General features: G+C 56.5%; 22 protein-coding genes and 4 pseudogenes. 17 read left to right on the top strand and 9 right to left on the bottom strand.

What is annotated here, in order from left to right:
• Nucleotides 1-94 precede the first annotated feature (94 nt).
• The 10 genes and pseudogenes from LG290_RS10750 to rho all read left to right on the top strand — a co-directional run bounded on the left by LG290_RS10750 (nucleotide 95) and on the right by rho (nucleotide 10,218).
• Nucleotides 95-1,975, top strand: coding sequence for a TonB-dependent receptor domain-containing protein (locus LG290_RS10750; protein WP_499834828.1), 1,881 nt, complete (start codon nucleotides 95-97; stop codon nucleotides 1,973-1,975).
• A complete protein-coding gene (locus LG290_RS10745) occupies nucleotides 1,972-2,898 on the top strand; it encodes a cobalamin-binding protein (RefSeq protein WP_499834827.1) in 927 nt (308 codons plus the stop codon). Before LG290_RS10750 ends, LG290_RS10745 begins: the two co-directional genes overlap by 4 nt.
• Nucleotides 2,899-2,983: 85 nt before the next feature.
• Nucleotides 2,984-3,898 carry a FecCD family ABC transporter permease gene (locus LG290_RS10740; RefSeq protein ID WP_499837087.1) on the top strand — a complete coding sequence of 305 codons (915 nt, stop codon included), beginning with the start codon at nucleotides 2,984-2,986 and terminating at the stop codon, nucleotides 3,896-3,898.
• Complete coding sequence (locus tag LG290_RS10735) at nucleotides 3,898-4,665, top strand: ABC transporter ATP-binding protein (protein WP_499834826.1); 768 nt, start codon at nucleotides 3,898-3,900, stop codon at nucleotides 4,663-4,665. The genes LG290_RS10740 and LG290_RS10735 overlap by 1 nt, the downstream gene beginning before the upstream one ends.
• Nucleotides 4,604-5,797: pseudogene (locus LG290_RS10730) on the top strand (cobyrinic acid a,c-diamide synthase CobB); the annotation flags it as partial. The gene LG290_RS10735 and the pseudogene LG290_RS10730, both read left to right, overlap by 62 nt.
• 113 nt (nucleotides 5,798-5,910) lie before the next feature.
• Nucleotides 5,911-6,522: pseudogene (gene cobO, locus LG290_RS10725) on the top strand (cob(I)yrinic acid a,c-diamide adenosyltransferase).
• Nucleotides 6,523-6,589: 67 nt separating this feature from the next.
• Nucleotides 6,590-8,021: pseudogene (locus LG290_RS10720) on the top strand (IS1380 family transposase).
• Between the two features lie 378 nt (nucleotides 8,022-8,399).
• Nucleotides 8,400-8,714: a transcriptional regulator gene (locus LG290_RS10715; protein WP_499834825.1), complete on the top strand. Its 315-nt coding sequence runs from the start codon at nucleotides 8,400-8,402 to the stop codon at nucleotides 8,712-8,714.
• Nucleotides 8,707-9,006 carry a helix-turn-helix domain-containing protein gene (locus LG290_RS10710; protein WP_499834824.1) on the top strand — a complete coding sequence of 100 codons (300 nt, stop codon included), beginning with the start codon at nucleotides 8,707-8,709 and terminating at the stop codon, nucleotides 9,004-9,006. The genes LG290_RS10715 and LG290_RS10710 overlap by 8 nt, the downstream gene beginning before the upstream one ends.
• Nucleotides 9,007-9,264: 258 nt before the next feature.
• Nucleotides 9,265-10,218 carry a transcription termination factor Rho gene (rho, locus tag LG290_RS10705; RefSeq protein WP_499834823.1) on the top strand — a complete coding sequence of 318 codons (954 nt, stop codon included), beginning with the start codon at nucleotides 9,265-9,267 and terminating at the stop codon, nucleotides 10,216-10,218.
• 125 nt (nucleotides 10,219-10,343) lie between these two features.
• On the opposite strand, the gene LG290_RS10700 is transcribed toward rho, so the two are convergent.
• Nucleotides 10,344-11,537, bottom strand: a complete 1,194-nt coding sequence (locus tag LG290_RS10700; RefSeq protein WP_499834822.1) for a DEAD/DEAH box helicase — start codon at nucleotides 11,535-11,537, stop codon at nucleotides 10,344-10,346.
• Nucleotides 11,538-11,845: 308 nt separating this feature from the next.
• Entirely contained in the window at nucleotides 11,846-12,310 is a 465-nt protein-coding gene (gene soxR / locus LG290_RS10695; RefSeq protein ID WP_499837086.1) for a redox-sensitive transcriptional activator SoxR, read from the bottom strand.
• Between the two features lie 103 nt (nucleotides 12,311-12,413).
• Here soxR and LG290_RS10690 point away from each other — a divergent pair, with 103 nt between their 5' ends.
• From LG290_RS10690 to LG290_RS10680, 3 genes are all read left to right on the top strand, one after another.
• Complete coding sequence (locus tag LG290_RS10690) at nucleotides 12,414-12,851, top strand: VOC family protein (RefSeq protein WP_499834821.1); 438 nt, start codon at nucleotides 12,414-12,416, stop codon at nucleotides 12,849-12,851.
• Between the two features lie 241 nt (nucleotides 12,852-13,092).
• Nucleotides 13,093-13,515, top strand: a complete 423-nt coding sequence (locus tag LG290_RS10685) for a tetratricopeptide repeat protein (RefSeq protein WP_499834820.1) — start codon at nucleotides 13,093-13,095, stop codon at nucleotides 13,513-13,515.
• Nucleotides 13,516-13,575: 60 nt separating this feature from the next.
• Nucleotides 13,576-14,061 carry a YehS family protein gene (locus tag LG290_RS10680; protein ID WP_499834819.1) on the top strand — a complete coding sequence of 162 codons (486 nt, stop codon included), beginning with the start codon at nucleotides 13,576-13,578 and terminating at the stop codon, nucleotides 14,059-14,061.
• 121 nt (nucleotides 14,062-14,182) lie between these two features.
• On the opposite strand, the gene LG290_RS10675 is transcribed toward LG290_RS10680, so the two are convergent.
• The 3 genes and pseudogenes from LG290_RS10675 to LG290_RS10665 form a co-directional block, all read right to left on the bottom strand.
• The gene (locus LG290_RS10675; RefSeq protein ID WP_499834818.1) at nucleotides 14,183-14,926 is read right to left on the bottom strand and encodes a class I SAM-dependent DNA methyltransferase; all 744 of its coding nucleotides are present in this window, start codon (nucleotides 14,924-14,926) and stop codon (nucleotides 14,183-14,185) included.
• Between the two features lie 89 nt (nucleotides 14,927-15,015).
• Nucleotides 15,016-15,150 (bottom strand): annotated as a pseudogene (locus LG290_RS10670) (glutaminase); the annotation flags it as partial.
• 4 nt (nucleotides 15,151-15,154) lie between these two features.
• Nucleotides 15,155-15,436 carry a DUF503 domain-containing protein gene (locus LG290_RS10665; RefSeq protein ID WP_160419482.1) on the bottom strand — a complete coding sequence of 94 codons (282 nt, stop codon included), beginning with the start codon at nucleotides 15,434-15,436 and terminating at the stop codon, nucleotides 15,155-15,157.
• 251 nt (nucleotides 15,437-15,687) lie between these two features.
• Between LG290_RS10665 and LG290_RS10660 the strand changes: the two genes are divergently transcribed.
• Nucleotides 15,688-16,986: a xanthine/uracil/vitamin C permease gene (locus LG290_RS10660; RefSeq protein ID WP_499834817.1), complete on the top strand. Its 1,299-nt coding sequence runs from the start codon at nucleotides 15,688-15,690 to the stop codon at nucleotides 16,984-16,986.
• Between the two features lie 88 nt (nucleotides 16,987-17,074).
• Here the strand turns inward: LG290_RS10660 and LG290_RS10655 are convergent, their stop codons facing one another.
• On the bottom strand, nucleotides 17,075-18,424 hold the full coding sequence (locus tag LG290_RS10655) for a nicotinate phosphoribosyltransferase (protein WP_499834816.1): 1,350 nt from the start codon (nucleotides 18,422-18,424) through the stop codon (nucleotides 17,075-17,077).
• The gene (locus LG290_RS10650) at nucleotides 18,421-18,987 is read right to left on the bottom strand and encodes an isochorismatase family protein (RefSeq protein ID WP_499834815.1); all 567 of its coding nucleotides are present in this window, start codon (nucleotides 18,985-18,987) and stop codon (nucleotides 18,421-18,423) included. The genes LG290_RS10655 and LG290_RS10650 overlap by 4 nt, the downstream gene beginning before the upstream one ends.
• A gap of 252 nt (nucleotides 18,988-19,239) precedes the next feature.
• Between LG290_RS10650 and pgl the strand changes: the two genes are divergently transcribed.
• Complete coding sequence (gene pgl, locus LG290_RS10645) at nucleotides 19,240-19,917, top strand: 6-phosphogluconolactonase (RefSeq protein ID WP_160419475.1); 678 nt, start codon at nucleotides 19,240-19,242, stop codon at nucleotides 19,915-19,917.
• Nucleotides 19,918-19,958: 41 nt separating this feature from the next.
• On the opposite strand, the gene LG290_RS10640 is transcribed toward pgl, so the two are convergent.
• Complete coding sequence (locus LG290_RS10640) at nucleotides 19,959-20,708, bottom strand: glycerophosphodiester phosphodiesterase family protein (RefSeq protein ID WP_499834814.1); 750 nt, start codon at nucleotides 20,706-20,708, stop codon at nucleotides 19,959-19,961.
• Between the two features lie 166 nt (nucleotides 20,709-20,874).
• Between LG290_RS10640 and LG290_RS10635 the strand changes: the two genes are divergently transcribed.
• Complete coding sequence (locus LG290_RS10635) at nucleotides 20,875-21,852, top strand: NADPH:quinone reductase (protein ID WP_499834813.1); 978 nt, start codon at nucleotides 20,875-20,877, stop codon at nucleotides 21,850-21,852.
• 21 nt (nucleotides 21,853-21,873) lie between these two features.
• Here the strand turns inward: LG290_RS10635 and LG290_RS10630 are convergent, their stop codons facing one another.
• Nucleotides 21,874-22,806 (bottom strand): MurR/RpiR family transcriptional regulator, encoded by a 933-nt coding sequence (locus LG290_RS10630; RefSeq protein WP_499834812.1) that lies wholly within the window; start codon nucleotides 22,804-22,806, stop codon nucleotides 21,874-21,876.
• Between the two features lie 263 nt (nucleotides 22,807-23,069).
• Here LG290_RS10630 and LG290_RS10625 point away from each other — a divergent pair, with 263 nt between their 5' ends.
• Nucleotides 23,070-23,888 (top strand): enoyl-CoA hydratase/isomerase family protein, encoded by an 819-nt coding sequence (locus tag LG290_RS10625; protein WP_499834811.1) that lies wholly within the window; start codon nucleotides 23,070-23,072, stop codon nucleotides 23,886-23,888.
• Nucleotides 23,889-23,890: the final 2 nt, after the last annotated feature.

Here is a 23,890-nt window from a genome sequence, read left to right as displayed (position 1 = left end):
CGTTCTCCCTTTCTCTTCCTCGATCTCTTGCCGTGTCCTGACGACTGTCAAGATAACCAGCCGTACGGGTGAGTACGGCGAGCAAGGGATACTCATGAAAACCAGAATCAATACCACCCGCGGTCTAGTTGCCTTCAGCCTGGCCGCGCTGCCGATGGCCGTTCAGGCCCAGGCCGACACCCTCGATACTTCCAATGCCCCCCAGCGTCTCAATCCGGTGGTGGTCACCGCCGCCTTGGCACCGCGTACCGCCGATGAAACGCTGGCGTCCGTCACCGTGCTCGATGAAGCCACTTTGCGTCGCCAGGATCCCAGCAGCGTTACCGACCTGCTGCGCGGCCAGCCGGGGGTGGACATCACCACCCAAGGCAGCTTCGGCAAGCAGAGCAGCCTCTTCCTGCGTGGCACCGGCAGCAATGCCAACGTCCTGCTGATCGACGGCATTCGGTTGAGATCCGCCACCACCGGGGCGGCCGCCTGGGAGTTTCTCGATCCACGGATGTTCGAGCGCGCCGAGATCGTGCGCGGTCCCCGAGGCAGCCTCTACGGTGCCGATGCGGTGGGGGGCGTGATCCAGCTGTTTACACCCGAAGGTGAAGAGGGCGCACCCCAGCCGCGCATTTCCGTGGGCGGCGGCTCCTTCGATTCCCAGCGCTACAGCGCCAGCCTCTCCGGCGCCGAGGACGGTACCCGTTACCATTTCGCCGCCAGCCGCTTCGATACCGAGGGCGCACCGGTGCGCCGCGGCGGTGACGACAAGGGGTATGACAATACCTCCGGGCTGGTACGGCTCTCTCACACCTTCGACAGCGATGCCGAAGTGGGGCTGCTGGCGCTGCGGGGGCGTGGCAGCACTGAGTACGACTCGTCCGGCCCTGCCGAAGATGACTTCGTTCAGCAGGTCGCAGCGGTCTATGCGGAAGCTCCGGTGACGGACTCCTGGTCAAGCCGCGTCACCCTGAGTGAGGCTCGCGACGAGCGCGATACCGTAGCGCCGACCTATACGTCGCTGTTCGAGACCCGGACTCGCACAGCCAACTGGAAGAACATCCTGGCATTCGGCCCTCATGAGGTGGTAATGGGTGCCGAGTACAGCGAGGATGATCTTGGCGATAGCCAGACCTCCGGGCTCTCCTTCGATGAAGAGCGGCGATACAACCGAGCCGTTTTTGCGCAGGGTTTCCTGGATTTTTATCCGCTGACGACCCAGCTGAGTCTACGCCATGATGACAACCAGGCGTTCGGCGAGGAGTTGACCGGCAGCCTGGCCCTTGGCTATGCGCTGGATGAGCAACATGTGGCGCGTGCAAGCTATGGGACGGCCTTCCGTGCACCCACCTTCAACGAGCTCTACTTTCCCTTCGCAGGCTCCAGCAATCCCGACCTGAGCGTGGAAACGTCGAGCACATTCGAGCTTGGCCTGCGCGGCCAGTACGGCAACTGGTTCTGGGACCTCGCCGCCTACCAGACGGAGGTGGATGACCTGATCGCTCTCGACGAGGCATTCCGCCCGGTCAACGTCAACGAGGCACGCATCCGCGGCGCCGAGCTGGCTCTGGGTGCCGAGATCGATGACTGGACCCTTGCCGCCGCCTTGACCTGGATGGACCCGGAGAGCCGCAGCGGTGACAACGCCGGCAACCGCCTGGCGCGTCGTGCCACCCAGGGGCTGCGCCTGGATGTGGATCGGGAACTGGGCGACTGGTCGCTGGGCGGCTCTTGGGTCACCCAGAATCATCGCTACAATGATGCGGCTAATTCCGAGCGACTGCCCGGCTACGGCATCGTCAACTTGCGTGCTGGCTGGGACTTTGCCCCGATGTGGTCGCTGCGCGCCACGCTGGAGAACGCTCTCGACAAGGAAATCGTCACTGCTCAGGGCGCCGACTTTGATCCGGTCACCTTCCAGGCGATGCCGTTCGACTACCTCAACGCCGGCCGTGCCGCCTTCCTCAGCCTGCACTTCGGTGGATGATGGCTACTAACCTGTTGCGTCGACTGACCCTGGCGCTGCTGTCCCTGGCGCTGCTGTCCCTGGCGCTGCTGTCCCTGGCAGTGGCGTCGGCCCTGGCCGATGAAGAGATATGCGCGGTCGATGACCGGGAGCGCGAAGTGTGCCTGGAGGCTCCCGCCAAGCGCATTGCCGCGCTTTCGCCAGGTGCTACAGAATTGGTCTACGCCGCCGGCGCCGGAGAGCAGGTGGTGGCGGTGGTTTCCTACAGTGACTACCCGCCCGAGGCCCAAGAGGTGCAGTCGGTAGGTAGCCACACGCGTATAGATCTGGAAGCGCTGGTCACGCTGCGCCCGGATCTGGTGATTGGCTGGACCACCGGTAATCCCGCTGAGCAGCTGGAAACCATCGAGGCGCTGGGGTTGCCGGTGTTCTATATCGAGCCGCGCGATTTTGCAGGGGTTGCCAGCGTCATCGAGCGGCTGGCGCAGCTGGCGGCTAGCCAGAAAGAAGGCTTTCGGGCGGCGGAGGATTTTCGCCAGGGAATTGCCGAGCTGGCCGCAACGTTTAAGGATGCCGAGCCGGTGGAGGTGTTCTATCAAGTCTGGGATGAACCCTTGATGACCATCAACGATGAACATTTCATCGGCAAGGTGCTGACGCTGTGCGGTGGCGTCAACGTGTTCGGCGATCTTTCGCGCCTAGTGCCGCGCATAGACGACGAATCGGTGCTGGCTGCCGACCCCGAGGCGATCCTGGCGGGCGGTATGGGCGAAGAAAGTCGCGATTGGCTGACCCATTGGGCGCAATATTCCAATCTCCAGGCGGTACAAAGTGACAACCTGTTCTTCGTGCCGCCTTCGCTGATCCAGCGCCCCACGCCGCGCCTGCTTGAAGGCAGTCGCCTGTTCTGCAAAAAACTCGAGGTAGCGCGTGAGCGACGCTGAACTTGTCCATTCCGTCGCCCCTCGCCACTGGTGGCGTTCGCTGGGATTGCCGCTGGGCATTCTGTCGCTTGCCGCACTGCTGACAATGCTGTTTTCGCTGAGCGTAGGCAGTGCTTCGCTTACGTTGATGGATGTGTGGGCGGTATTGCGCGGCGAAGGTGATGCCTTGTCGCAAACCTTGGTGCTTGAGTTGCGGGTGCCGCGTACATTGGCTGCCTTCGCTACCGGGGGGTTGCTGGCGGTGGCGGGAGCCTTGATGCAGGTGCTGTTGCGCAACCCCCTGGCAGACCCCTATGTGCTGGGGCTTTCCGGCGGCGCCTCGGTAGGGGCCTTGGTCGCCATGCTGGCGGGAATGGGCGGCATGGTCATCTCGGGTTCGGCATTTGCCGGAGCGCTCGCCTCGACGCTGCTGGTGTTCGGTCTGGCTCATGGCACGGGTAGCTGGACGCCGTCACGCTTGCTGCTCACTGGGGTGGTGGTGGCCTCCGGCTGGGGCGCGGTGATTACCTTGATGCTGGCGATCAGTCCCGTCGGGCGTCTGCCCGGCATGCTCTACTGGCTGATGGGCGATCTCTCCTACGCCCGGACTCCCTGGCCACCCCTGGCCTTGCTGGCAGTCGTCTGCGTTCTGGTAATGCCGCTGGGGCGTAGCCTGAATGTGCTGGCCCGGGGGCCGTTGCAGGCGGCGGCGCTGGGGGTGGCGGTACGCCCGCTGGAATGGACGATCTACATCAGCGCCAGCCTGCTGACCGCCATGGCCGTGACCACTGCGGGCAGCATCGGTTTCGTGGGCTTGGTGGTGCCGCACATGCTGCGTCTGGTGGTGGGCAATGATCAGCGTCTGGTCTTGCCGGCCTGCGCGCTGGCCGGTGGCACACTATTGGTGCTGGCCGATACCCTGGCGCGCACCCTGATCGCCCCTGAGCAGTTGCCGGTAGGGGTGATCACCGCACTTCTGGGTGTGCCGACCTTCCTTTATCTGCTTTACCGGAGCCGTTGATGAGCCGACTCGACACCCAGGAGCTGATCATCGATGTGCCGGAGCGTGCCTCCGGGCGGGCGCTCAACCTCTGCATGGCGCCGGGGCAGAGGTGGGGGGTGCTCGGCCCCAACGGGGCGGGCAAGACCACGCTTCTGCATACCTTGGCGGGGCTAAAAGCGCCACGTTCCGGTGAGGTGCACCTGGACGGTGAACCGCTGGCGAGGCTCAATCGTCGCCGGGTCGCCCAGCAGCTGGGTTTGGTGTTCCAGGAGCGCCAGGATGGCTTTCCCGCCACGGTGCGCGAAACCGCCTTGATCGGTCGTCATCCTTACCTTTCGCCCTGGCGCATGGAAGGCGGCGATGACCTGCGCATCACGCATGCGGCCCTGGCGCGAATGGACGTTGCTCACCTGGCCGATCGACTGGTGAGCACCCTTTCCGGCGGCGAGCGCCAACGTGTCGCCATCGCCACGGTACTCACCCAGTCGCCGACGATCTGGCTGGCCGACGAGCCGACCAACCACCTGGACCTGCATCATCAGACCGCGGTGATGGAATTGCTCGCCGAGCAGGCCGCGGCGGGAAGTGCGGTAGTGATGTGCCTGCATGACCTCAATCTGGCGGCGCGTTGGTGTGATCACCTCTTGTTGCTTTATCCCGACGGCGAAGCCTGTTGGGGGCCATGCAGCCAAATGCTGGAATTGAGCGCTCTGGAACACCTGTATGGCCAACGCCTGGCCACGGCCGACATCGACGGTGCCCCCGTTTTCGTACCTGTGCGGTGATATGCCAACGACCATGATTCGCGGTGAAGTCCATGCCGCCCTGATTACCGCTCCGGCCTCCGGTCATGGCAAGTCGATGGTGACGGCGGCGATGGTCCGCCTGTACCGTAATGCCGGGCGCAAGGTGCGGCTCTTCAAGCACGGGCCGGATTATCTCGACCCCATGGTGCTGGAAGTGGCCTCCGGCCAACCGGTCTATCAGGTGCACGGCTGGATGACCGGCGACGAGGAGATTCGCTGGCGCTTGGCCGAAGCCGCCCGTGACGTGGACCTGGTGCTGGTGGAAGGCTCTATGGGCCAGACCTTCGGCGCCCTGGCGCTGGGCCTGGCGACTTACCGCGCCGATGTGAAGGTACTTGAAGTCATCGCCAACCGGGTCGGCAGCGCCTATCACGCCCAACTGGTCGAGGAGAGCCTGCCGCCGGGAATCAGCCTTCTCGGGGCGATTCCGCGCAGCGAGTCTTTCGCGATTCCCGACCGCCACCTGGGGTTGGTTCAGGCCGGCGAATTGCCCGATCTGGATGCTTCTCTGGATGCCGCCGCCAATGTCTTGAAGGAAGCGGGCCTGGATCGGCTGCCGGCAAAAGTCAGCCTTGAGGCCCCGGCTCCCACGCCGCCGCCACGTCTGCTGGAAGGGCGGCGTATCGCCATCGCCCGGGACAATGCCTTCGCCTTCATCTACCGCGCCAACCTGGAATTGCTGGAAGCCATGGGCGCCGAGCTGAGCTTCTTTTCGCCCTTGAGCGATATAGCGCTGCCCCAAGCCGACGCCCTCTGGCTGCCCGGTGGTTACCCGGAACTGCACGGCGCCACTCTGGCCGCCAATACGGCCATGCGGCGGGCCGTTCACGCTCATCACCGCGAAGGCAAGCCGATCCTGGCCGAATGCGGCGGACTGATGGCCTGTGTCGAGACCCTGCGCGACGCTGATGGGGCCCAACACGCCATGTTCGGGCTGATGCCGGGGGAGGCGCGTATGGCGGGCCGCCTGAAGGGGTTGGGCATGCAGGCCCTGGCCGGCACCGGCCGTAGTGCCCATGAAGAACTGCGTGGCCATGCTTATCATCACTCGGAACTAGAAACCTCGCTGGAACCGGCTGCGCGCACCCGCAAATTGCGCGGCACCGCGGGTGAGGCGGTCTATCGTCAGGGCAGCCTGACGGCGAGTTATTTTCACGGCTATTTTCCCTCGGCTCCCCCAGTGGGTGGCCGATCTGTTCAACGGACACAATGGAGAACTCGGTCATGCGTGACAACGCCAAGGAACCGCAACGCCATGCCCGCCGTATGGCGGCCAAGCAGAAGATCATGCACGAGCGCATCGAACGCGCCTAGAAAGAGCAGGGTGTGTTGCTGGTGTTGACCGGCCCCGGCAAGGGCAAGAGTAGCTCCGGCTTCGGTATGGTGGCGCGCTCGTTGGGCCATGGCATGAAGGTCGGGGTGGTGCAGTTTATTAAAGGCAAGTTCAGTACCGGTGAAGAAGCCTTTTTTAGCGATCATTCCAACGTGGACTATCACGTCATGGGTCAGGGGTATACCTGGGACACCCAGAACCGTGAGCAGGACGAACAGGCCGCTCGCACCGCCTGGGAGGTGGTGAAAAAGATGCTCACCGACGATAGCTATAAACTGATTCTGCTCGATGAACTCAACATCGCCCTGCGCCATGAATACCTGGACCTGGACGAGGTGCTCGACGATCTTCAGACCCGGCCCGAGATGCAGCATGTGGTGGTCACCGGTCGCTATGCGCCCCAGCAGCTGATCGACCTGGCGGACACCGTCACCGAAATGAAAGTGGTCAAGCACGCCTTCAAAGACCAAGGCATCAAAGCCCAAAAAGGGATTGAGCTTTAAGCCTGGGTTATTCATGACGCAGGCCTGAAAATAAGGATGGCGAATGGTATTGTCTAGGTAAATCAGTATGTTCCGCCAAGAACCTGACCCTAGAGGACCATTCGCCATGGGTGAAAGATTACCGTCCTGGTCGCCGACCTGCAACGGCTCCGTTCATGTCCAGTTAAGTAGCGATGCCACCACCAGTGATGCTGGCGGATTAATACTCCGCGAAGCGCTCGATATCAGCGGCGTGATCAGCGCGCTTGACTATCACCTGGTGGATCCGCGTGATCCTTTGCGCGTACGTCACTCGCTGGCCAGCCAACTCCGTACCGTCGTGCTGCAGCGAGCCATGGGATGGGGCGACTTGAGCGATACCGACGTACTGGGTCACGACCCGCTCTGGCGGTTGGCGTGTAGCGATGCACGAAGCCTGGTACCGCTGGAGGAAGCACGCCCCTCGCAAGGCCACACTATCTCGCTTGATCACCTGTCTGAGTGATCCAGATAACCTCGATACGGTGCATGAAGGCTTATTACGGTTGGCGATCTGGCGCTTGAACAGCTTGCCGGACGTCACGCCTTACACGGCCAATACGCCGATGACCCTCGATATGGATGGGCTGCCCATCGAGGTCTTTGGTCGCCAGGGTGGCAGTGCCTATAACGGCTATGCGGGTACCCGGATTTACTCACCCCTTATCGCCTCCATCGCTGAGACCGGTGACATGGTGGGCGGCTTACTTCGAGAAGGGAATGCCGGCCCGGCAGAAAACGCGGATACCTGAATCCCTCACCTCGTTCAGCGCCTGATGGAAGGCACCCATCGCGACGTGGATCAGTTCCGTGTCCGTCTGGATGCGGGCTTCACCGATGGCGAAACGCTACGCGCGCTAGACTCGCAGGCTATCGCCTATCTGGGGCGGTTAAAGAGCAATAAAACGTTGCTGACACTGGCGGCACCCTATCTCAAACGGCCGCCCGGGCGACCACCGGAGACGCCGCGGGAGTGGTGCCATGACCTGGACTCCCAGGCCGGTAGTTGGGAGTCTCCGCGGCGTGTGGTGTTGATCGTGCAGGAAAAAACGGATGACCTGCTGCCTCATGCCTTCTTCCTGGTAACAAACCTCAGTCGCTATCATTACCCGGCGGAGAAGGTCCTGGCACTTTATCGCAAGCGCGGCAAGGCGGAAGCCCACATGGGCGAACTCAAGTCGGCCCTTGATCTCCATTTGTCCTCGGCAGATCGAGGGCACTTAACGGTGCAGGACGTCATGGCGCGCAACCAGGTTAACCTGTTGCTGAGCCTCTATGCTTACCAGGTGCTGCACAGCGTGCGTTGCTTGATGGAGCGACATACCGGGCAGGGCTGGAGCCTGATGAAACTGCGTGAACAGGTGTTGAAAGTGGCGGCGACCTTTACCACGCATGCTCGGCAAATCCGAATGCGCTTGGGAGTCGCGGCTGATAAAGGGTGGCCACGCCTGTTAGCGGGTATTCGACGACTGCCAGACTAACGTTAGCAAGTTCGATGGTGTAAGGGCAGTAATCGGCGAATAGCCGAGAACACACTATGGATAAGTGACTGTTATTAATTAAGAAAAGTGATAAAAACAGGGTGTAGCATAACAATGTCGCATAGTACGCGCGTCGAGAAGGTGCCGGATGGCCGCAAAGCGTCTGTCAATCAGATACAAAGCGCCAAATGATGGCATCAACGCCGCCATGATGAATTAGGCGGGTTTATCGGAGTCTAATTAATGTCGGCTAACCATTTAACAAGCGCAAGCACTCGGAACACCTTTCCGCTTCGCTCCAATTTGTCTGGTGTTGCGAGCGTTAACCCTGCTATCCACCACCTTGCAAAGATCCGTCAATGACGTACATTGGTGATTATGTTCACCATCATCGAAACCCCTACATTCGAAGCGGATGCCAGAAAAGTATGGACGGCGGAGGAGCGAATTGCCTTCTTCGCCTGGCTGGCAGCCAATCCGGAGGTGGGCGACTCCATTCCAGGCAGCGGCGGATGCAGAAAGGTTCGCTGGTCGGTTGCGGGTTCAGGGAAGCGTGGTGGAGTGCGCGTCATCTACTTCACCCGGTTGGCAAATGGTGAAATCTGGTTGTTGGTGATCTACAAGAAGGCCGTGAGGGAGAATATACCTGCGCATATCCTGAAGGCGATTCGTGAGGTATTGGAAAATGAGTAAAGAGATTCTTAGCGCTGAGGAGCTAGGGAACAAGCTGCTTCAGTCAGTCAAAGAAATGAAAGCGGGCAAAACCGCACGGGTTAGCCATGTTGAGCCCAATGAAGTGGCAGAGGCCAGAGGGAAAACCGGCCTCACGCAGCGAGAGTTTGCCGAGGTTTTGCATATTTCTCCACGTACGCTCCAGGAATGGGAACAGGGGCGGCGCAAGCCGTCTGGGCCAGCCAAGGCGTTAATCGAGATTGCGTTTCGTCATCCTGAGGTCATTCGCGAGGATTTCGGGCTTAGGCGTTAACAATACGCTCCTCGCGCAAAATTCTTGTATATCGTGGCCAAAAAAGAACCACAAGCCGTCTTGAGAGCCTTAGCGTAACCCACCATCTCATGCGCCAATCAGCGCAGCAGCGCTCATTGGCGCATCCACACTGTTTTCCAACCAACCTTTTCCCGTACAAGCCCAAGCTTCCAAGGTCTGCTGTAAATCTGTTTTTTGAGTAGCAGGTGTAGTGGCCAATAATTAACACCAAAATTTACAAGGCGATCCATCAATATCATGGCGAGAAAAATATTAAGTTTGAAGACGAACAGACAGATAGATGCCAAGCCCGCCGACGAAGTGGAAGATCAATTGCCTAATGATCCCGAAAAACGTTTTTTAAATGGTGTTGCTATTCATCCCTCCCCACGCATTTATTTAGAGCCTGGCTCTAAGCAGCGTACTGTGCGAGCGATGGATTTGATTACGCCAATTGGGATGGGTCAACGAGGGTTGATAGTTGCGCCGCCTGGCTCTGGCAAAACGACGATGTTAAAACATATCTGTCAGGCCGTGGCAGAAGCGTATCCTGACATAAAGCTGTATGCCTTGCTTATTGATGAGCGCCCCGAAGAAGTGACTGATTTTAAGCGCAGTGTGTCGGCAGAAGTACATGCATCGTCTTCGGACGAAAGCTACACACACCATGTGCGTATGGCCGATAAGCTTCTTGAGACGGCGCGTAAGCAAGCAGGCGACGGTCATGATGTGATGATTGTGATCGATTCTCTTACGAGACTCTCGCGAGTTCATAATGCCGAGCAGCGAGGCAATGGTCGCACTATGTCGGGTGGGCTGGATAGCCGAGCGTTGGAAATACCACGAAGACTGTTTGGCGCTGCGAGAAAGATCGAAAACGGTGGATCGCTCACCATTCTGGCCACTGTGCTGGTGGATACGGGAAGCCGTATGGATCAGGTGATTTTCGAGGAGTTCAAGGGCACGGGCAATATGGAAATCGTGTTATCACGGGAAGTGGCAAATCAACGGATTTTTCCTGCGATAGATATCGCCAAAAGCAGTACCCGTCGAGAAGAGCTTTTGATTGATGCAAAATATATTGAAAAAGTAAGGACATTGCGTAGAACTTTGACCAATCTTAAGCCAGCAGAAGGCGCGCAGAAGTTGCTTGAGTTATTGGAGAAATATCCAACTAATGCCGAGCTTTTAGATGTGTTTTTACCAGCCTAGTGATTAGAGAGTCCTTTAACTGCGGCAGCGCTTATCAATTTGTTAAAATAGACTCAAATCGTAAAAAACTCTAGCAGAAAAGCTCACCTTTCATTAATTTAAGAGGCGAGCTTCTTTGTTAACTATTAACGATTATTTTTTACATGGTTCAAGTTTGAAGCGGGTACTTCTTTTCTAACCGGAAAACCGGCAATTTCTTTGCGCTCAATAACATTTTTTAATCGCCTTTCAATGGCACAAAGATTTTTAAAGTCACTCATGTCTACTAAAGAGATGGCTTCCCCTGAGGCACCCGCACGGCCGGTTCGGCCAATGCGGTGGATGTATTCTTCTGGCTGAAAAGGTAAATCGTAATTCACTACACGGCTCAGTTCACCAATATCCAAACCACGAGCGGCAACCCCCGTGGCGGCTAAGTACTTTAGTTCGCCAGATTTGAATTGAGCCAAAACTTTTTCGCGCATGGCCTGGCTTCTACCGCCATGAATGGAATCTGCCTTGATACCACGTTTTTCCAGTTGAGCAACAAGCTTGGCCGCATTGTGTTTTTTCTCCGTAAAAACAAGCGCCTGATCCCACTCTTGCTCGTTGATCAGGTGGCTCAACAGGGCGGACTTGTTGTCCTTATCGACCGTGATTATCCATTGTTTGATGTTAGCAGCGGCGCGGATGTTGGGAGAAATGGATATGTCAGCCGCCAGATCGGTCATCTTGCTATCTGAAAAACCGTAGGCGAGAGCGCGAACGTCACCGGTCATGGTGGCCGAAAACAATAGGTTCTGACGGTTTTCAGGTAGGCGTTCTATGATTTTGTTAACATCGTCGACAAAACCCATGTCGACCATTCTATCCGCTTCGTCCAATACCATGGCTTGAAGTTCATCAAAATGCAGCGCACGCTGATGCGCCAAATCAAGCAATCTGCCCGGAGTGGCGACCAGAATATCCACTCCTTCGATTAGGCGCTCTTTTTGAGCTTCGGTATCCACACCGCCATACACAGCCATAGAGGTTAAGTGCGTGTGTTTAGAGTATTGAGCCACATTGGCTTCGACCTGAACCGCTAACTCACGGGTCGGCACGAGAATCAGCACACGTATGCGTTTGCCGCGTAACGTTCCCGCTTTGCTGAATCGTTCTAGCAGAGGCAGAACAAAGGCAGCGGTTTTGCCTGTTCCTGTTTGTGCGGTGGCGATTAAGTCTTTACCCGAAAGAATGGCAGGAATCGCTTGTTTCTGGATTGGCGTTGGCGTTTTATAACCTAGTTCGGTAATAGCTTGAACAAGTGGGCTGGATAATCCTAGTTTTGAAAATGGCATAAGGAGCTCTGTCAGATTGTCGTAAGGTTTGTCGAAAATGAAAAATGATGCAGTATAGCGTAAAAGCAGCCGCTCGTTGCTCGAATAGTGCAATTAGCTTCATATTGCTGAATGGCGGCTTTTTTGATGAAATTAAAGGCATTCATTAAATGAGTTTTAGGTGATGTTTTATAGTACGTTTTTATTTTTATGATCTGGTTTTTTAATTTTGAGTGCTGTGTCTTTGAGCTATGATTCAGTTTTACTAAATAGCTTGTTATGAAAACGAATAATGTATTTAATTCAATATAATATGCACGTTAACCGGTCTAACGATCCACCCCAGCCCGCCGCTCAGCCTGATCCAAAAGCACCGGCCCGCTACCTGATTCAGCCAGCTTGTCATCCGGGTTATAGAGTGGGCAATTGGTCATGCTCAGGCAGCCGCAGCCTATGCAGCCAGCCAGGTTATCGCGCAGCTTTTGTAGATAAGCAATACGGCCATCGAGCATCTGCTGCCAGTTTTTTGAAAGCTGTTGCCAGTCTTCAACCGTCGGTGTGCGGTTATTGGGTAGTGATTCAAAAGCTCGCTTGATCTCTTCCAGGCTCACGCCGACTTTTTGCGCGGCTTTGATCACCGAAATTCGTCTGAGTACTTCTGGTTTATAGCGGCGCTGGTTACCCGCATTGCGCCAGCTGTGAATCAGGCCTTGCTGCTCGTAGAAGTGCAGGGTGCTGACGTTAATGCCGCAGCGCTTTGCCACCTTGCCAGCACTCCAATTTGCCTCTGCCATCACGCACTCCTGTATCTTTTTTGCCATTTTTTCCGAAACCAGCTTTACCTCAAGTGAGGTTGAGGTTTTATCCTGCCATTTCACTTAACGCAAGGAGATTCTTATGTACTTGGAACACGTTAATCTGGTCGTGGATAACATGGATGCCATGCTGGATTTTTATCGCGCCGTATTCCCGCACTGGCGGGTACGCGATGAAGGCCATGGCGAGTGGTATGGCAAACCGCGTAAATGGGTGCACTTTGGTGATGATGAGCATTACCTGGCGTTAAGCGATCACGGCGAAGGGGCGAGCCGTGATTTGAAAGGCCACAGCGTTGGGCTGGCCCATTTTGCCTATGTGACTGATAACCTGGATGCCGTTGTGGCTAGGTTGAATAACGCGGGTTATGCCATTGCCAAACCCGGGGCTGTAGAGCCGTTTCGCAAAAATGTCTATTTTGTCGATCCGGCTGGGTTCGAAGTGGAGTTTTTCGAGTATCTGAGTGATATCCCGGTCGAGCGGAATTTAAACCGCGATGCTCTGCAATCAGCTACATAGCGATAATGAAGAGCCGCAGGCAGTATTCGACAAATAGGTTCGCGAGCAGTCCATGGGTGGGGCTCGCGAAGCCGATCTAAGCAAGCCTCGCCAACACCCCACCATAAAAGCCGCAAATTGCCGCCCGAAACTCCCTCTCCAACGGGTACAATGGGGCCAGTATGGCAGGGCAACTGCGTTCCAACGCCCATTGGTAAGCAGATTGTCTGTCCAGTTATTTTATAGAGAAAGGTAGTGGTTAATGATTAATACGAAAATATATACGGCTGTTTATGATTTGGCTGAGAAGCTAATGAAAGCCGCCGATAAAGAGGATAGAGAGGCCTTCGATGCGCTCTATGCGGAGCTGCAGGCTATTTGCACCGGCAACGAAAACACCGATAAAGATCACCCGGAGCAGTGGGAAACGCTGGCTGACTTTACAGAGGAGTTAGAAGACGCTCTGGCGGTTTACGAAAAGGCTCTAGATAAAGCCATCGCCATGGATTCGAAAGACCATATGTCATCGATTGGTTTTTCCATGGCGACGCTGCAAATTGAATTGGGCCAAACTGACGCTGCTATCAAAAGCCTTCAACAGGCAAAAGTCAGCGCTAATAGAATTGAAGACAACGAATTGAAAACAGAAATAGATGAGCTGCTTGAAAAGCTAACCACAGGCTAGGCTGCTTGCGTTACCTGAAAGCTGAATGTGTTGAATTTACCTAAGACTAGGGGATTTATTTTGACCAATAATGATATTTTTCGCCGTATCCGTTACACCTTTGATTTAAAAGATAGCACCATGATTGACATCTTCGCCTTGGCAGAGGTCAGCGTCACCCAAGAGCAGGTGGCTGCCTGGCTGAAAAAGGATGAAGATGACGCCTTTGTCACTATGAAAAATAAAGAGCTGGCGGCGTTTCTGAATGGGTTTATTAGCTTTAAACGTGGCAAGCGCGAAGGCCCGCAGCCTGCGCCTGAAGCGCAATTGAACAATAATATGGTGTTTCAGAAGCTGCGTATTGCGCTAAATTTAAAAGCCGATGATGTTTTAGAGGTTTTTGAGCTGGTCGACTTGCCGTTAAGCAACCATGAATTAAGTGCTTTTTTCCGTAAGCCAAGCCATAAGAATTATCGAGAGTGTAAAGATCAAATACTTCGAAATTTCTTGCTCGGTATTCAGCGCCAATTACGACCCAATCAAAATGAAGCGGATTCAGAGACTTGAATCCATAAAGTCACGGCAGCGCTGTGTATCAAACGGTAGAGGCAAGAGGAGGCGCTTGCCTCCTCTTGCCTTATAGATAGAGCCTGAACTCAACCAATAATCGCAGCAGATTAGGTGGTTGTTAACGTTTCACGCAGACGAAAATCGCATTGCCAGAGACGTTATCCCAGGGGGTGATGGTCTGGTAGTTGTGCTCAAATACATGCACCTCGAAGTAAGGCGCCAGCAGAGCGGTTAACTCCACAAAACTGACCGCTACCATGGGGTGTTCGTCATTCCATACTTGAGTAGCGCCTGTGTTGGATTTTTCAATGCTCAGCCTGAGCGACTGCTTTTCACCATGCCCGCTGTAGTACCATCCAGAGCGAAAAGTGAATAAATCGCTTTCTTGTTTGGCGGTATTTTTAACAAATAAGCCGTTGTTTATTTTATCTTTATCGACCGCGTTAAAACAGAAAACACCGCCGCACTCTAGTGCACGATGCACACTGGAAATACACGCTGTTAGCTTTTCAATCCCATCGCTGTAGTGGATGGAGTACAAAAAGCAGGTGATTAAATCGAGTGGTTCGCTAACCTCGAAGGTGCACATATCTTGCAGCGAGAAGTCAGCTTCAGGGCAGCGCGTGGCGGCGATATCCAGCATCGGTTGATTGATGTCCAGCCCGCTACTTGTGTAGCCAATATCAATAAAATGGCGCACGTGGGGGCCGGTGCCACAGGCTAAATCCAGGTGGGTGGTGCCGTCGTTGCCGAAGAGCTGATGCAGCCGACGAATGGCGTTACTTTGGGCCTGGTAGTCGATGTCTACGCACATCAAATCGTAGTAGCCCGAAAGATCGGTATAGAGTGCATTGACGGACATAGTAGCCTAATGGTGATAACTGAAATAAATTGGGTGGTGCATAATAAACGAACGGGTAGAGTTTGAGGAAAATTCTTAAACGCTCGCCATTAATGCCCAAATACCGACCACCCAGTACGCTGCACAAACATTTCAAGTGCTTGGGTGCCTAGCAGGCTGTTGCCGTAGGCGTCCAACCCAGGCGACCAAACGGCAATGGAGCCGTGGCTTGGAGAGATGGCCAGGTCGCTAGAGTATTTCCCGGGTCACATCAAGCATTCGACCCTCGACCGTTCGCTGGACCTTGTCTTCTATCTCGCTACACAGGGATTCGACCTTTTGCGGTGACGTGGCAGCCACCACGAAGGTCCATTCGCTGGCGTCGAGTTTGTCATGGTCGCCACTTTCGCAAACGGCGATGGAGGGGTTGCGCCCGAAACGTTCGTGCAGCCCGCCGACACGTTGACGTTTTTCCTTGAGTGAGCCGCATCCCGGCAGGGAAATTTTCATGGTGAGGATACTGATGTGCATGGGTGTTGCTCCTTTCGATGATGAGTTGCGTTGCTCTATTAGCCAAGGCTAATGGTCGTTTGGCAGCCAGGGGTTTCCCCGGCCGAAACCCGCTCAGTGGATATGCTAGGCTTTGCCTTTTGGCAGGACATGCCGTTATGCCATCGCCGTATTGTTAAGCCCGTTACTGTTGGCCACTCGGCCCATTCAAGCTCCGCCTGCCTTTTATCCATTTCCGCTGGGAAGTTCCTGAAACCATACAGGCACTGGTGATGTTCGTCATCGGTCTGGGTATGATTCCGCTGCTGGAACAATATCTGGGTCTGCCTTATGAGGTGGCGCTGGCCTATGTCGTGGTTTGTGGGGTGGGCTTCATGCTGCCGCCCTTGCTGGGCGTGCCTTTTATTGCGGGATGGATCACCCCGGCTATCCCGGTGGTACTGCTGTTTGTCGGCCAGTTCGAACCCGGCCCAGAAGCGATTCGTGCCATGGTGGCGCTGCAATTGATGGTCACTGCTATCTTCCTGATCATGGCGGTCACTCGGTTGGGCTCCAAACTTGTCAATAATGTGCCTGATTCGATCAAGGCTGGGATATTACTGGGGGCAGGTATCGCCGCCATCAGTGGCGAAATCAGCGTGGGTGGACGCCTGCATGCCACGCCGATTTCACTGGGCATTGGCGGGCTGGTGACGTTGTACGTACTGTTTTCGTTGTCGTTTCGCGACATGACCGAGAAGTATCGCTGGGCGCGCAATATTGCCTCTTATGGGATGGTGCCGGGAATGTTGGTGACCATGGCGATTGGCTGGGGCGTAGCGGAATACCCCTTGCCCACCGTCGAGTGGGGCTTCGAGGCACCGGATTTTGCGGGTATCTGGGCCTATCTACCGTTCAGCATCGGTTTCCCCGGCGTCAGCCTGCTAGTGGCGGCGATTCCCACCGCCATCATTGCTTACATCATTGCTTTTGGCGACATTATTGTCGGCCAGACACTGTTGAAACGTGTCGATCATTTGCGCCCGGATGAAAAAATTGAAGTGAATATCGACCGGGTCCACCTGATTACCGGGCTGCGCAACCTCATGCACTCTTTGCTGGCGCCGTATCCAGGCTTGGCCGGGCCGTTGTTCACCGGCGCCATGGCGACGGTTGCCGAGCGTTATCGCTATGGTCGCAAGGCAATGGATACCATCTATTCGGGTGCGTCGGTCTTCTGGATCGTGGGCTTTCTGGCGCTGTTCATGCTGCCGTTGGTGACGTTGTTCCGCCCGGTACTGCCTATCGCGCTTTCCATCACCTTGTTGATTACCGGCTATCTATGCATTGCGGTAGCGGTCGAGCAGATCAAGAACGCCACCGCCATGGGCGTGGCAGGCATCATGGGCGTGGTGCTGGCCACTCATGGCGCAGCCTGGGGGCTGGGTGTCGGGCTGGCGTTGTATTTCTTGATCGAGCATCGTACCCGAGCCAACCAGGCGGGAGCGGCCTTGGATGAAGAGCCGATCCATGTCGAGGATGACATGGTGGTTGAAGAGAACTGTGAAGGAAATGCGCAAGAGGTGCGTTGATCTCAACCACAATCAGGTCTGATATTGCCCCCGCTCGAATATCGAGCGGGGGCAATTTTTTAGTTAGCATTTCAATATCCAGGCTTGCTCAAGAAAGCGCCTCGACAAGGCGGTTAAGCTCATCGCTGAGTTCCACCGGATAATCGGTTGCGCCTTCCCCAAGTTCTTTCATCGCATCGGGCATGTCCTTCAATGCAGCCTGAACCCGTTCTCGAGCGCTATCCGCCAAGGCCATGGCCTCATCGTCGAGGCGGCCATTCTTGACCAGCTGCACCAGCAGGGCTTCGCCATCGGCCCGCTTTTCATCTCGGCAGGCAATGATATCCCCGGCATAGCGGCCCCGGGCGTCGCGTCGCCGGTAGACCTGCTTACGCCCCGGCAGGTTGATCTTGCCGCTGGAATGCTTGACCCGAGGACGTTCGGCATATTCCACCAACTTGTAGGAAAGGTCGATCACCGGGGCATCCGCGGCGACCCCCATTTGCGTGCCGACACCGAAGGCATCGATGGGCGCACGGTCCTTGAGTAGCGCCTGAATCTTGTATTCATCGAGTCCGCTGCTGGCGATGATCTTTATCGACTGATAACCGGCTTCATCCAGCATGGCCCTTGAACGATGCGCCAGATCGCCCAGGTCACCGGAATCAAGACGCACGCCACTGACCTTGAGTTCGGGTTCTTCATCCATCAGCTCGATGACCATCTGCACACCTTTCAAGGTGTCGTGGGTATCCACCAGCAAAACGGTTTCAGGGTATTGCCTAGCGAAGGTGCGAAAGGCTTCGCGTTCATCGTCGTGAGCGAGAATGTAGCTATGCGCCATGGTGCCGTTCAGTGCCAGGCCATGGCGCAGCCCACCCAGTACATTGCTGGTGGCGGCGATACCGGCGGTGCGATAGGCACGGACCCCGCGCATGGCGGCATCCACGCCGTGCATGCGGCGCATGCCGAAATCCACCACCGGGCGATCGTCGGCGGCCATGGCGATGCGCACCGCTTTGGACGCCAGCACGGTTTCCGGTTGCACCAGGTTCATGATCAGGCTTTCCAGCAATTGGGCCTCCGCAATGGGCGCGTCCACTTCCAGAAAGGGTTCGTTATCAAATACCGGTGTGCCTTCCGGCAGGGTCCAGATATCGCCACTGAAACGAAATGCTCCGAGCCATTCGAGAAAGTCATCATCGAATTTTCCAGTGCTGGCCAGGCGATCCAGGTTTGCCTGGCTGCAATGCAATTGACTGACCAGCGCCGCGGCATGTTGTTGGCCGCAGGCCAGCATGAAACGCCGCGAGGGCGGCAGCTTGCGAAAGAACAGGCTGAACGTGGCCCATTCCTGCATGGACTCCTTCCAGTAGGCCTGGGCCATGGTCAGTTGATAAAGGTCTGTCAGTAACAAGAGGTCATTGTCTTCGACCTGGATGGGAACCGGTTCGCTCATGCTTTTACCTCAATGCCGATATCCTGAAGCTCGCGTGTACAGTCTTCCCGGGCCTCGGGGACCACCGGTTCGGTGAGTTCCGCCAGCAGGAGAACCTCGAAGCCTTCTTTATGCGCATCCTTGGCGGTGGCCTGCACACAGACATCCATGGCCAAGCCACACACAATCACGCGTTTGATGCCTTTCTCGCGCATATAACCGCCCAGCCCGGTGCCGTCGAATCCGGAATAGGCATCGGCATCGAAGGCGGTGGCCTTGCTGACGCGAATAACGTCGGAAGAGACCGCAAGACCGGGATGAAAGGCGGCGCCGGGCGTATCCTGGACGCAGTGTGTCGGCCACTCTCCGCCACGATGCTCGAAGCTGACATGATCAACCGGATGCCAGTCGCGTGAAGCGAACACCATGGCGCCGGCCTTGCGCGCCTTCATGATCTCCGTATTAATCCCGGGTACCAGCGCCGCGCCACCTTCCACCGCCAAGGCACCGCCTTCGCAGAAGTCATTTTGCATGTCCACTACCAGCAAGGCGTCTTGAAGTGCATAGTCGACTTGCGTCGGCATGGAAGACCTCCATAGTGTTTTTAGAAACAGATAGTATTTTTAGAAACAGGTACCCCTCAGCGTATGACCTGAACAGGGTTTTGTGTAGGTGAGATAATGGTTTCGGGCCTGAATTCAAGTAATAAGTGCAGTACCTTGGCTGAAAGGTGCCCAAGAGGCGAGCGATCTGGTGTTATTCGGGCTCCTGAGGACCGGTGGCCTCGATAGCCATGATCATTCAGGATGGGCGTAGTTGGTACGAGGATTTTTGAGATGAACCACCACCAGAACCATGTCAGACAACAGCTTGCCGATCAGCTGGCGGAAGCCATCGCCGAAGCGCTGAAGACCGATCTGGCGGAACAGGAACGCGTACTGTTGGTGATCTCCGGCGGCTCGACACCGGTGATGTTTTTTCAGACGCTGTCGACAAAGAGTCTGCCTTGGGAGCGAGTGGACATCACCCTGGCGGATGAGCGCTGGGTGGATGAGCAGAGCAGTGAGAGTAACGCTCGTCTGGTCCGCGAGCACCTTGTGCAAGATAAAGCCTCGTCGGCGCGTTTCGTGCCCTTGACCAGCACGGCCGCTACTCCCGAACAGGGCGTAGCCGACGTGAGTGACCAGATAACATTTCTTGCCTGGCCCGCCAGTGCCGTGGTGTTAGGCATGGGTAGCGATGGCCATACGGCGTCGCTGTTTCCCGATAGCCGCGAACTGGATCTGGCACTTTCCAGCGGTGAGCCGCTGGTGGCGGTTCGTACCCCCAGCCAGCCGCAGCCACGCATCACCCTGAGCGCTGATCGCCTGCATCAGGCGCGGCGTCATTTTCTGCATATCACGGGGGAAGACAAGCGCACTGTGCTAGCGAGGGCCTTGGCGGGGGATGATGCTCGCAAGTTGCCGATTCGCGCCTTTTTTTCTTGTCCACTGGCCATTTACTGGGCGCCCTGACATTCTGAAGGACGTTGCGCTGACCAGAAACACCTCAAAGCTTAGGTGATGGGAATCTTGAACCGGGTAGGGTCATCGCTGATGACGCTGGTGACTCCCCAGCCCCAGCGCGGCGCGAAAGCACTGGGATCGTTAACGGTGTAGCAGATTAGCGGATATCCCGCCTGGGCGATTGCCTGAGCCTGGGGGCGTTTGAGGCGCGGCCAATGCACGTGGACGCTAAACGCATCCATCGCTTGGCACTGGTAGTGCCAATCGCCAGGCAAACTGCCGAACAGCGCACCCAGGGCCAGCTGGGAAGCGTCGGCATATTGGCGGGCATGCGCCAGGGCGACCTGGTTGAACGATGAGACGATCAGACGCTGGGGTGAAAGTACCTGCATGAGTCGAGGGAGAACGCTTTCGACCAGAGCGATAGGATCCCGGCCCTTGTTGACCTTCAATTCCAGGTTGATCCCCATATCGAGTTTCACCACTAGCGCCAGCATGGCTTCCAGGCTGGCCATGCGTTCCCCGCTGAAATGATCTCCGAACCAGCTGCCGGTATCCAACATGCACGCTTGGGACCAATCGTAACGGCGCAAGCTTCCACGCCCATCGGAGCAGCGTGACACGTCCAAGTCGTGCCAGATCACCGGGGTACCATCCCCGAGCAGCTGAACATCCAGTTCCACCCAGTCGATACCGGCCTGGTGAGCGGCGCGTACCGCCGATAAGCTGTTTTCCGGCGCCTGACTGGAAAGGCCGCGATGACCGATCAAGCGCGGTAGCGAAATAGTCGGATGCTTCATGGATACTTTTGCGACCTCCAGTAAAAAATACCCGCCCGTAAAAAACACTCGGAAGATTAGCCTATCATGGGAGTCGGCCGAGACGCTGGCTGAGTTACCGCCTTGATTTCTCGCGCCTCACGCGGTTGGATAGCCGCACGATCCAAAAACTATAAAGGACATCCCCATGAGTCAACGTATCCAGTTTTCCCAGACCGGCGGCTCCGAGGTGCTTGAGCTGGTCGAGGCGGCACCGGCCGAGCTCGGCCCCGCTGACGTCCGGGTGCGCAACAAGGCGGTCGGCTTGAATTTCATCGACATCTATTTTCGCACCGGCCTGTATACAGCACCGAAGATGCCCTCAGGCCTGGGAACGGAAGGCGCCGGCGTGGTGGATGCGGTTGGTGAAGACGTTACCCATTTGAAGGTGGGGGATCGGGTGGCCTACGCTCAAGGCCCGCTGGGTGCTTATGCGCAGTTGCATACCTTGCCCGCTGCAAAAGTGGTGGCATTGCCGGACTTCATCGAATTTGAAACTGCGGCGGCGAGCATGCTCAAGGGGTTGACCGTGCAATACCTGCTACGCCAGACCTGCCCCTTGAAAGGGGGCGAGACGATTCTGTTTCACGCCGCCGCCGGTGGCGTGGGCTCGATTGCCTGCCAGTGGGCCAAGGCGCTGGGCGTAAAACTGATCGGTACCGTCAGCTCCCAGGAAAAAGCCGACCTGGCGATGGCCAACGGCGCTTGGGCGACTATCAATTACACCCGGGAAAACGTGGCCGAGCGGGTGCGTGAACTGACCAACGGCGAGATGTGCGACGTGGTATACGACTCGGTGGGCAAGGACACCTGGGAGATCTCCCTGGACTGTTTGAAGCCGCGTTCCTTGATGGTCAGTTTCGGCAACTCTTCAGGCCCGGTCGAGGGCGTCAATATCGGGATTCTCAACCAGAAGGGTTCGCTGTTCGTCACGCGCCCGAGCCTGAATGGCTATGCCGATACCCGCGAACGCCTGGAAATGATGTGCGAGGATTTCTTCGCCATGCTGGAAAGCGGCAAGATCAAGGTCGACGTGACCAATCGTTACCCCTTGGCCGACGCCGGCAAGGCCCAGGATGCATTGCAAAGCCGCAAGACCACCGGCTCGACGATCCTGTTGCCATGATCTGAAACGGATGAACTTGAATCAGTCAATCTCGACATAAGCGCCCATGCGGCGCATGCGGGTTTCGAAATCGGCGACGTTGTCGACCAGATGATTGGGCCCGAAAGCCACGCATTCGGCCAATATCGCCTCGATCAAGGTAATGGCGGAAAGAATCGACGGGAAAAAGTGCGGCGTGGCGTTGGCCACGGTAAAAGTGATCTGCGCGCCGGGTACCAGCGGGGAACGCAGCGTATCGGTGACCACGATCGAACGCACTCCATTGGCGCCTGTCACCTCCAGCGCCTTCACCGTTTCGGCACAATAGGGTTCAAAGCCGAAGGCCACCACCACATCATGCTCATCGAAGCGGTCCAGCTCGGTGAGCAACCCCCCTTCCAATCCCCGAATCAAATGAATTTCCGGCATCGCGATGCGCCCTACATAAGCGAAGTGATAGGCGCAGGCGAAGGTGTCGCGAAATCCCACCACAGCGACTTTTCGCGCATCGAGAATCAGCCTGGCGGCGTCGCGCACCCGGGCCTGGTTATCGGCGGTGAAGAGCTTGCCGATGTTGTCGAAAGCCGCGTCGCCCACATCGAGAAATATCGGATCCTCGGTATGCGCCAGGTTGCGCAAGTGAGTGGCGCGCCCGGAAAGCTCGATCGGCCCTGCCTGTACCGCTGACTGAAACACGTCCCGAAACAGCTCGTAGCTATCAAACCCCATGCGCTTGGCTAGCCTTACTAGGGTAGAGGGTGTGACCGCTGCCGCCGCGGCGGATTTGCGAATCGACTGAAAGGCGATATCCATGGGATGTTCGAGTACATAACCCGCGGCCAGCTTCAGCTGAGGGCTGAGCTCGGGATAGGCTTCAGCAAGCCGTTGATTGATGACGTCCAACCGGGTGGAGGAAGGCAGCTCTTCGGTGAGGGCTTCTTCAAGCGGGTTGTCATGGGGGCTGGACGCTGACATTGCAGGCTCCTCAGGCGGTTGAATGGGCGCATTGTAACGCAGGCCCTGAAAACTTATATAAAGAGGTGGTCGGGCTAAATCGGCGTTGACGAAACATATGTATCTTTATTTATTTATATAGAAACGTATGTATTGACTATAATTGACCCATTCGGCTAGTCTTTATATCAATACAGATGTGATGTTTATATCTGAAAGAGAAACGTTTGTTCCATTTGGCTTTCATTTCAGCTTTTTTTAAATTCTGCAGACTGGATACCTCCATGCCTTCTGAATCCGTGCCTTCCGCTTCGCTTCCCGACTATAAAACGCTGCTGCTCCACCAGCAGGGCAACGTACTGGAAATTCGTTTCAACCGACCGCATCGCCTCAATGCCGTGGTCGAGGCTTTCTACACCGAATTGCTGGAAGCGCTTGCATATGCCGAGCGCAGCCGCGCGATTCGTACGGTGATACTCACTGGAGAAGGGCGAGCATTCTGTGTGGGCGCCGATATGAAAGAGCACGGCGGGGCCGAGCGTAGCCTGTTTCAACGTCGTCAATACCTGCAATTGGGTAACGATGTGTGTGAAACGATCATTCGGCTGAAAAAACCGGTGATCGCTGCGGTCAACGGTTATGCCTTGGGCGCAGGGGCGGAAATGGCAGTAGCCTGCGATTTTATCCTGATGGCGGAAGAGGCGCAGATCGGTTTTCCCGAAACCAGCATCGGTACTTGTGTGGGTGGCGGGGTTTCCAAGATGTTGCCGCAATTGGTGGGGCTGAACAGGGCGCGTCAGCTGCTCTACACCGGGCGGCGCATCGATGGCGAGGAGGCCGCACGTATCGGCCTGGCAAGCGCGAGCTGGCCGGGGGATGTGCTGTTAAGCGAGGCGTATCGACTGGCTGCGGTGCTGGGCAAGCAAGCGCCGATTTCCATCGCCATGCTCAAGCGTCTGGTGAATATTGGTGTGGGAAATGATCTGGATAGCCAGTTGCAGCAAGAGCTGGATGCGGTCTTTACCTGCTCCACCACCGCCGACTGGCAGGAAGGCGTGAATGCCTTCGCTGAAAAACGTACCCCCGATTTCAAAGGCGAGTGAAT

The sequence above is a fragment of the Halomonas sediminis genome, assembly GCF_044871105.1.
GTDB classification, from domain to species: Bacteria; Pseudomonadota; Gammaproteobacteria; order Pseudomonadales; family Halomonadaceae; genus Vreelandella; species Vreelandella zhuhanensis.
Note: the sequence above shows the minus strand (reverse complement) of the source record. Positions and strands in the feature narration are given on the sequence as shown.

Bases quoted from the DNA above. Each gene is read 5' to 3' on its own strand.
- LG290_RS10750 (WP_499834828.1), top strand. From the start codon at position 95: ATGAAAACCAGAATCAATACCACCCGCGGTCTAGTTGCCTTCAGCCTG.
- LG290_RS10745 (WP_499834827.1), top strand. From the start codon at position 1,972: ATGATGGCTACTAACCTGTTGCGTCGACTGACCCTGGCGCTGCTGTCC.
- LG290_RS10740 (WP_499837087.1), top strand. From the start codon at position 2,984: ATGCTGTTTTCGCTGAGCGTAGGCAGTGCTTCGCTTACGTTGATGGAT.
- LG290_RS10735 (WP_499834826.1), top strand. From the start codon at position 3,898: ATGAGCCGACTCGACACCCAGGAGCTGATCATCGATGTGCCGGAGCGT.
- LG290_RS10715 (WP_499834825.1), top strand. From the start codon at position 8,400: ATGTTCACCATCATCGAAACCCCTACATTCGAAGCGGATGCCAGAAAA.
- LG290_RS10710 (WP_499834824.1), top strand. From the start codon at position 8,707: ATGAGTAAAGAGATTCTTAGCGCTGAGGAGCTAGGGAACAAGCTGCTT.
- rho (WP_499834823.1), top strand. From the start codon at position 9,265: ATGGCGAGAAAAATATTAAGTTTGAAGACGAACAGACAGATAGATGCC.
- LG290_RS10700 (WP_499834822.1), bottom strand. From the start codon at position 11,537: ATGCCATTTTCAAAACTAGGATTATCCAGCCCACTTGTTCAAGCTATT.
- soxR (WP_499837086.1), bottom strand. From the start codon at position 12,310: ATGGCAGAGGCAAATTGGAGTGCTGGCAAGGTGGCAAAGCGCTGCGGC.
- LG290_RS10690 (WP_499834821.1), top strand. From the start codon at position 12,414: ATGTACTTGGAACACGTTAATCTGGTCGTGGATAACATGGATGCCATG.
- LG290_RS10685 (WP_499834820.1), top strand. From the start codon at position 13,093: ATGATTAATACGAAAATATATACGGCTGTTTATGATTTGGCTGAGAAG.
- LG290_RS10675 (WP_499834818.1), bottom strand. From the start codon at position 14,926: ATGTCCGTCAATGCACTCTATACCGATCTTTCGGGCTACTACGATTTG.
- LG290_RS10665 (WP_160419482.1), bottom strand. From the start codon at position 15,436: ATGCACATCAGTATCCTCACCATGAAAATTTCCCTGCCGGGATGCGGC.
- LG290_RS10660 (WP_499834817.1), top strand. From the start codon at position 15,688: ATGTTCGTCATCGGTCTGGGTATGATTCCGCTGCTGGAACAATATCTG.
- LG290_RS10655 (WP_499834816.1), bottom strand. From the start codon at position 18,424: ATGAGCGAACCGGTTCCCATCCAGGTCGAAGACAATGACCTCTTGTTA.
- LG290_RS10650 (WP_499834815.1), bottom strand. From the start codon at position 18,987: ATGCCGACGCAAGTCGACTATGCACTTCAAGACGCCTTGCTGGTAGTG.
- pgl (WP_160419475.1), top strand. From the start codon at position 19,240: ATGAACCACCACCAGAACCATGTCAGACAACAGCTTGCCGATCAGCTG.
- LG290_RS10640 (WP_499834814.1), bottom strand. From the start codon at position 20,708: ATGAAGCATCCGACTATTTCGCTACCGCGCTTGATCGGTCATCGCGGC.
- LG290_RS10635 (WP_499834813.1), top strand. From the start codon at position 20,875: ATGAGTCAACGTATCCAGTTTTCCCAGACCGGCGGCTCCGAGGTGCTT.
- LG290_RS10630 (WP_499834812.1), bottom strand. From the start codon at position 22,806: ATGTCAGCGTCCAGCCCCCATGACAACCCGCTTGAAGAAGCCCTCACC.
- LG290_RS10625 (WP_499834811.1), top strand. From the start codon at position 23,070: ATGCCTTCTGAATCCGTGCCTTCCGCTTCGCTTCCCGACTATAAAACG.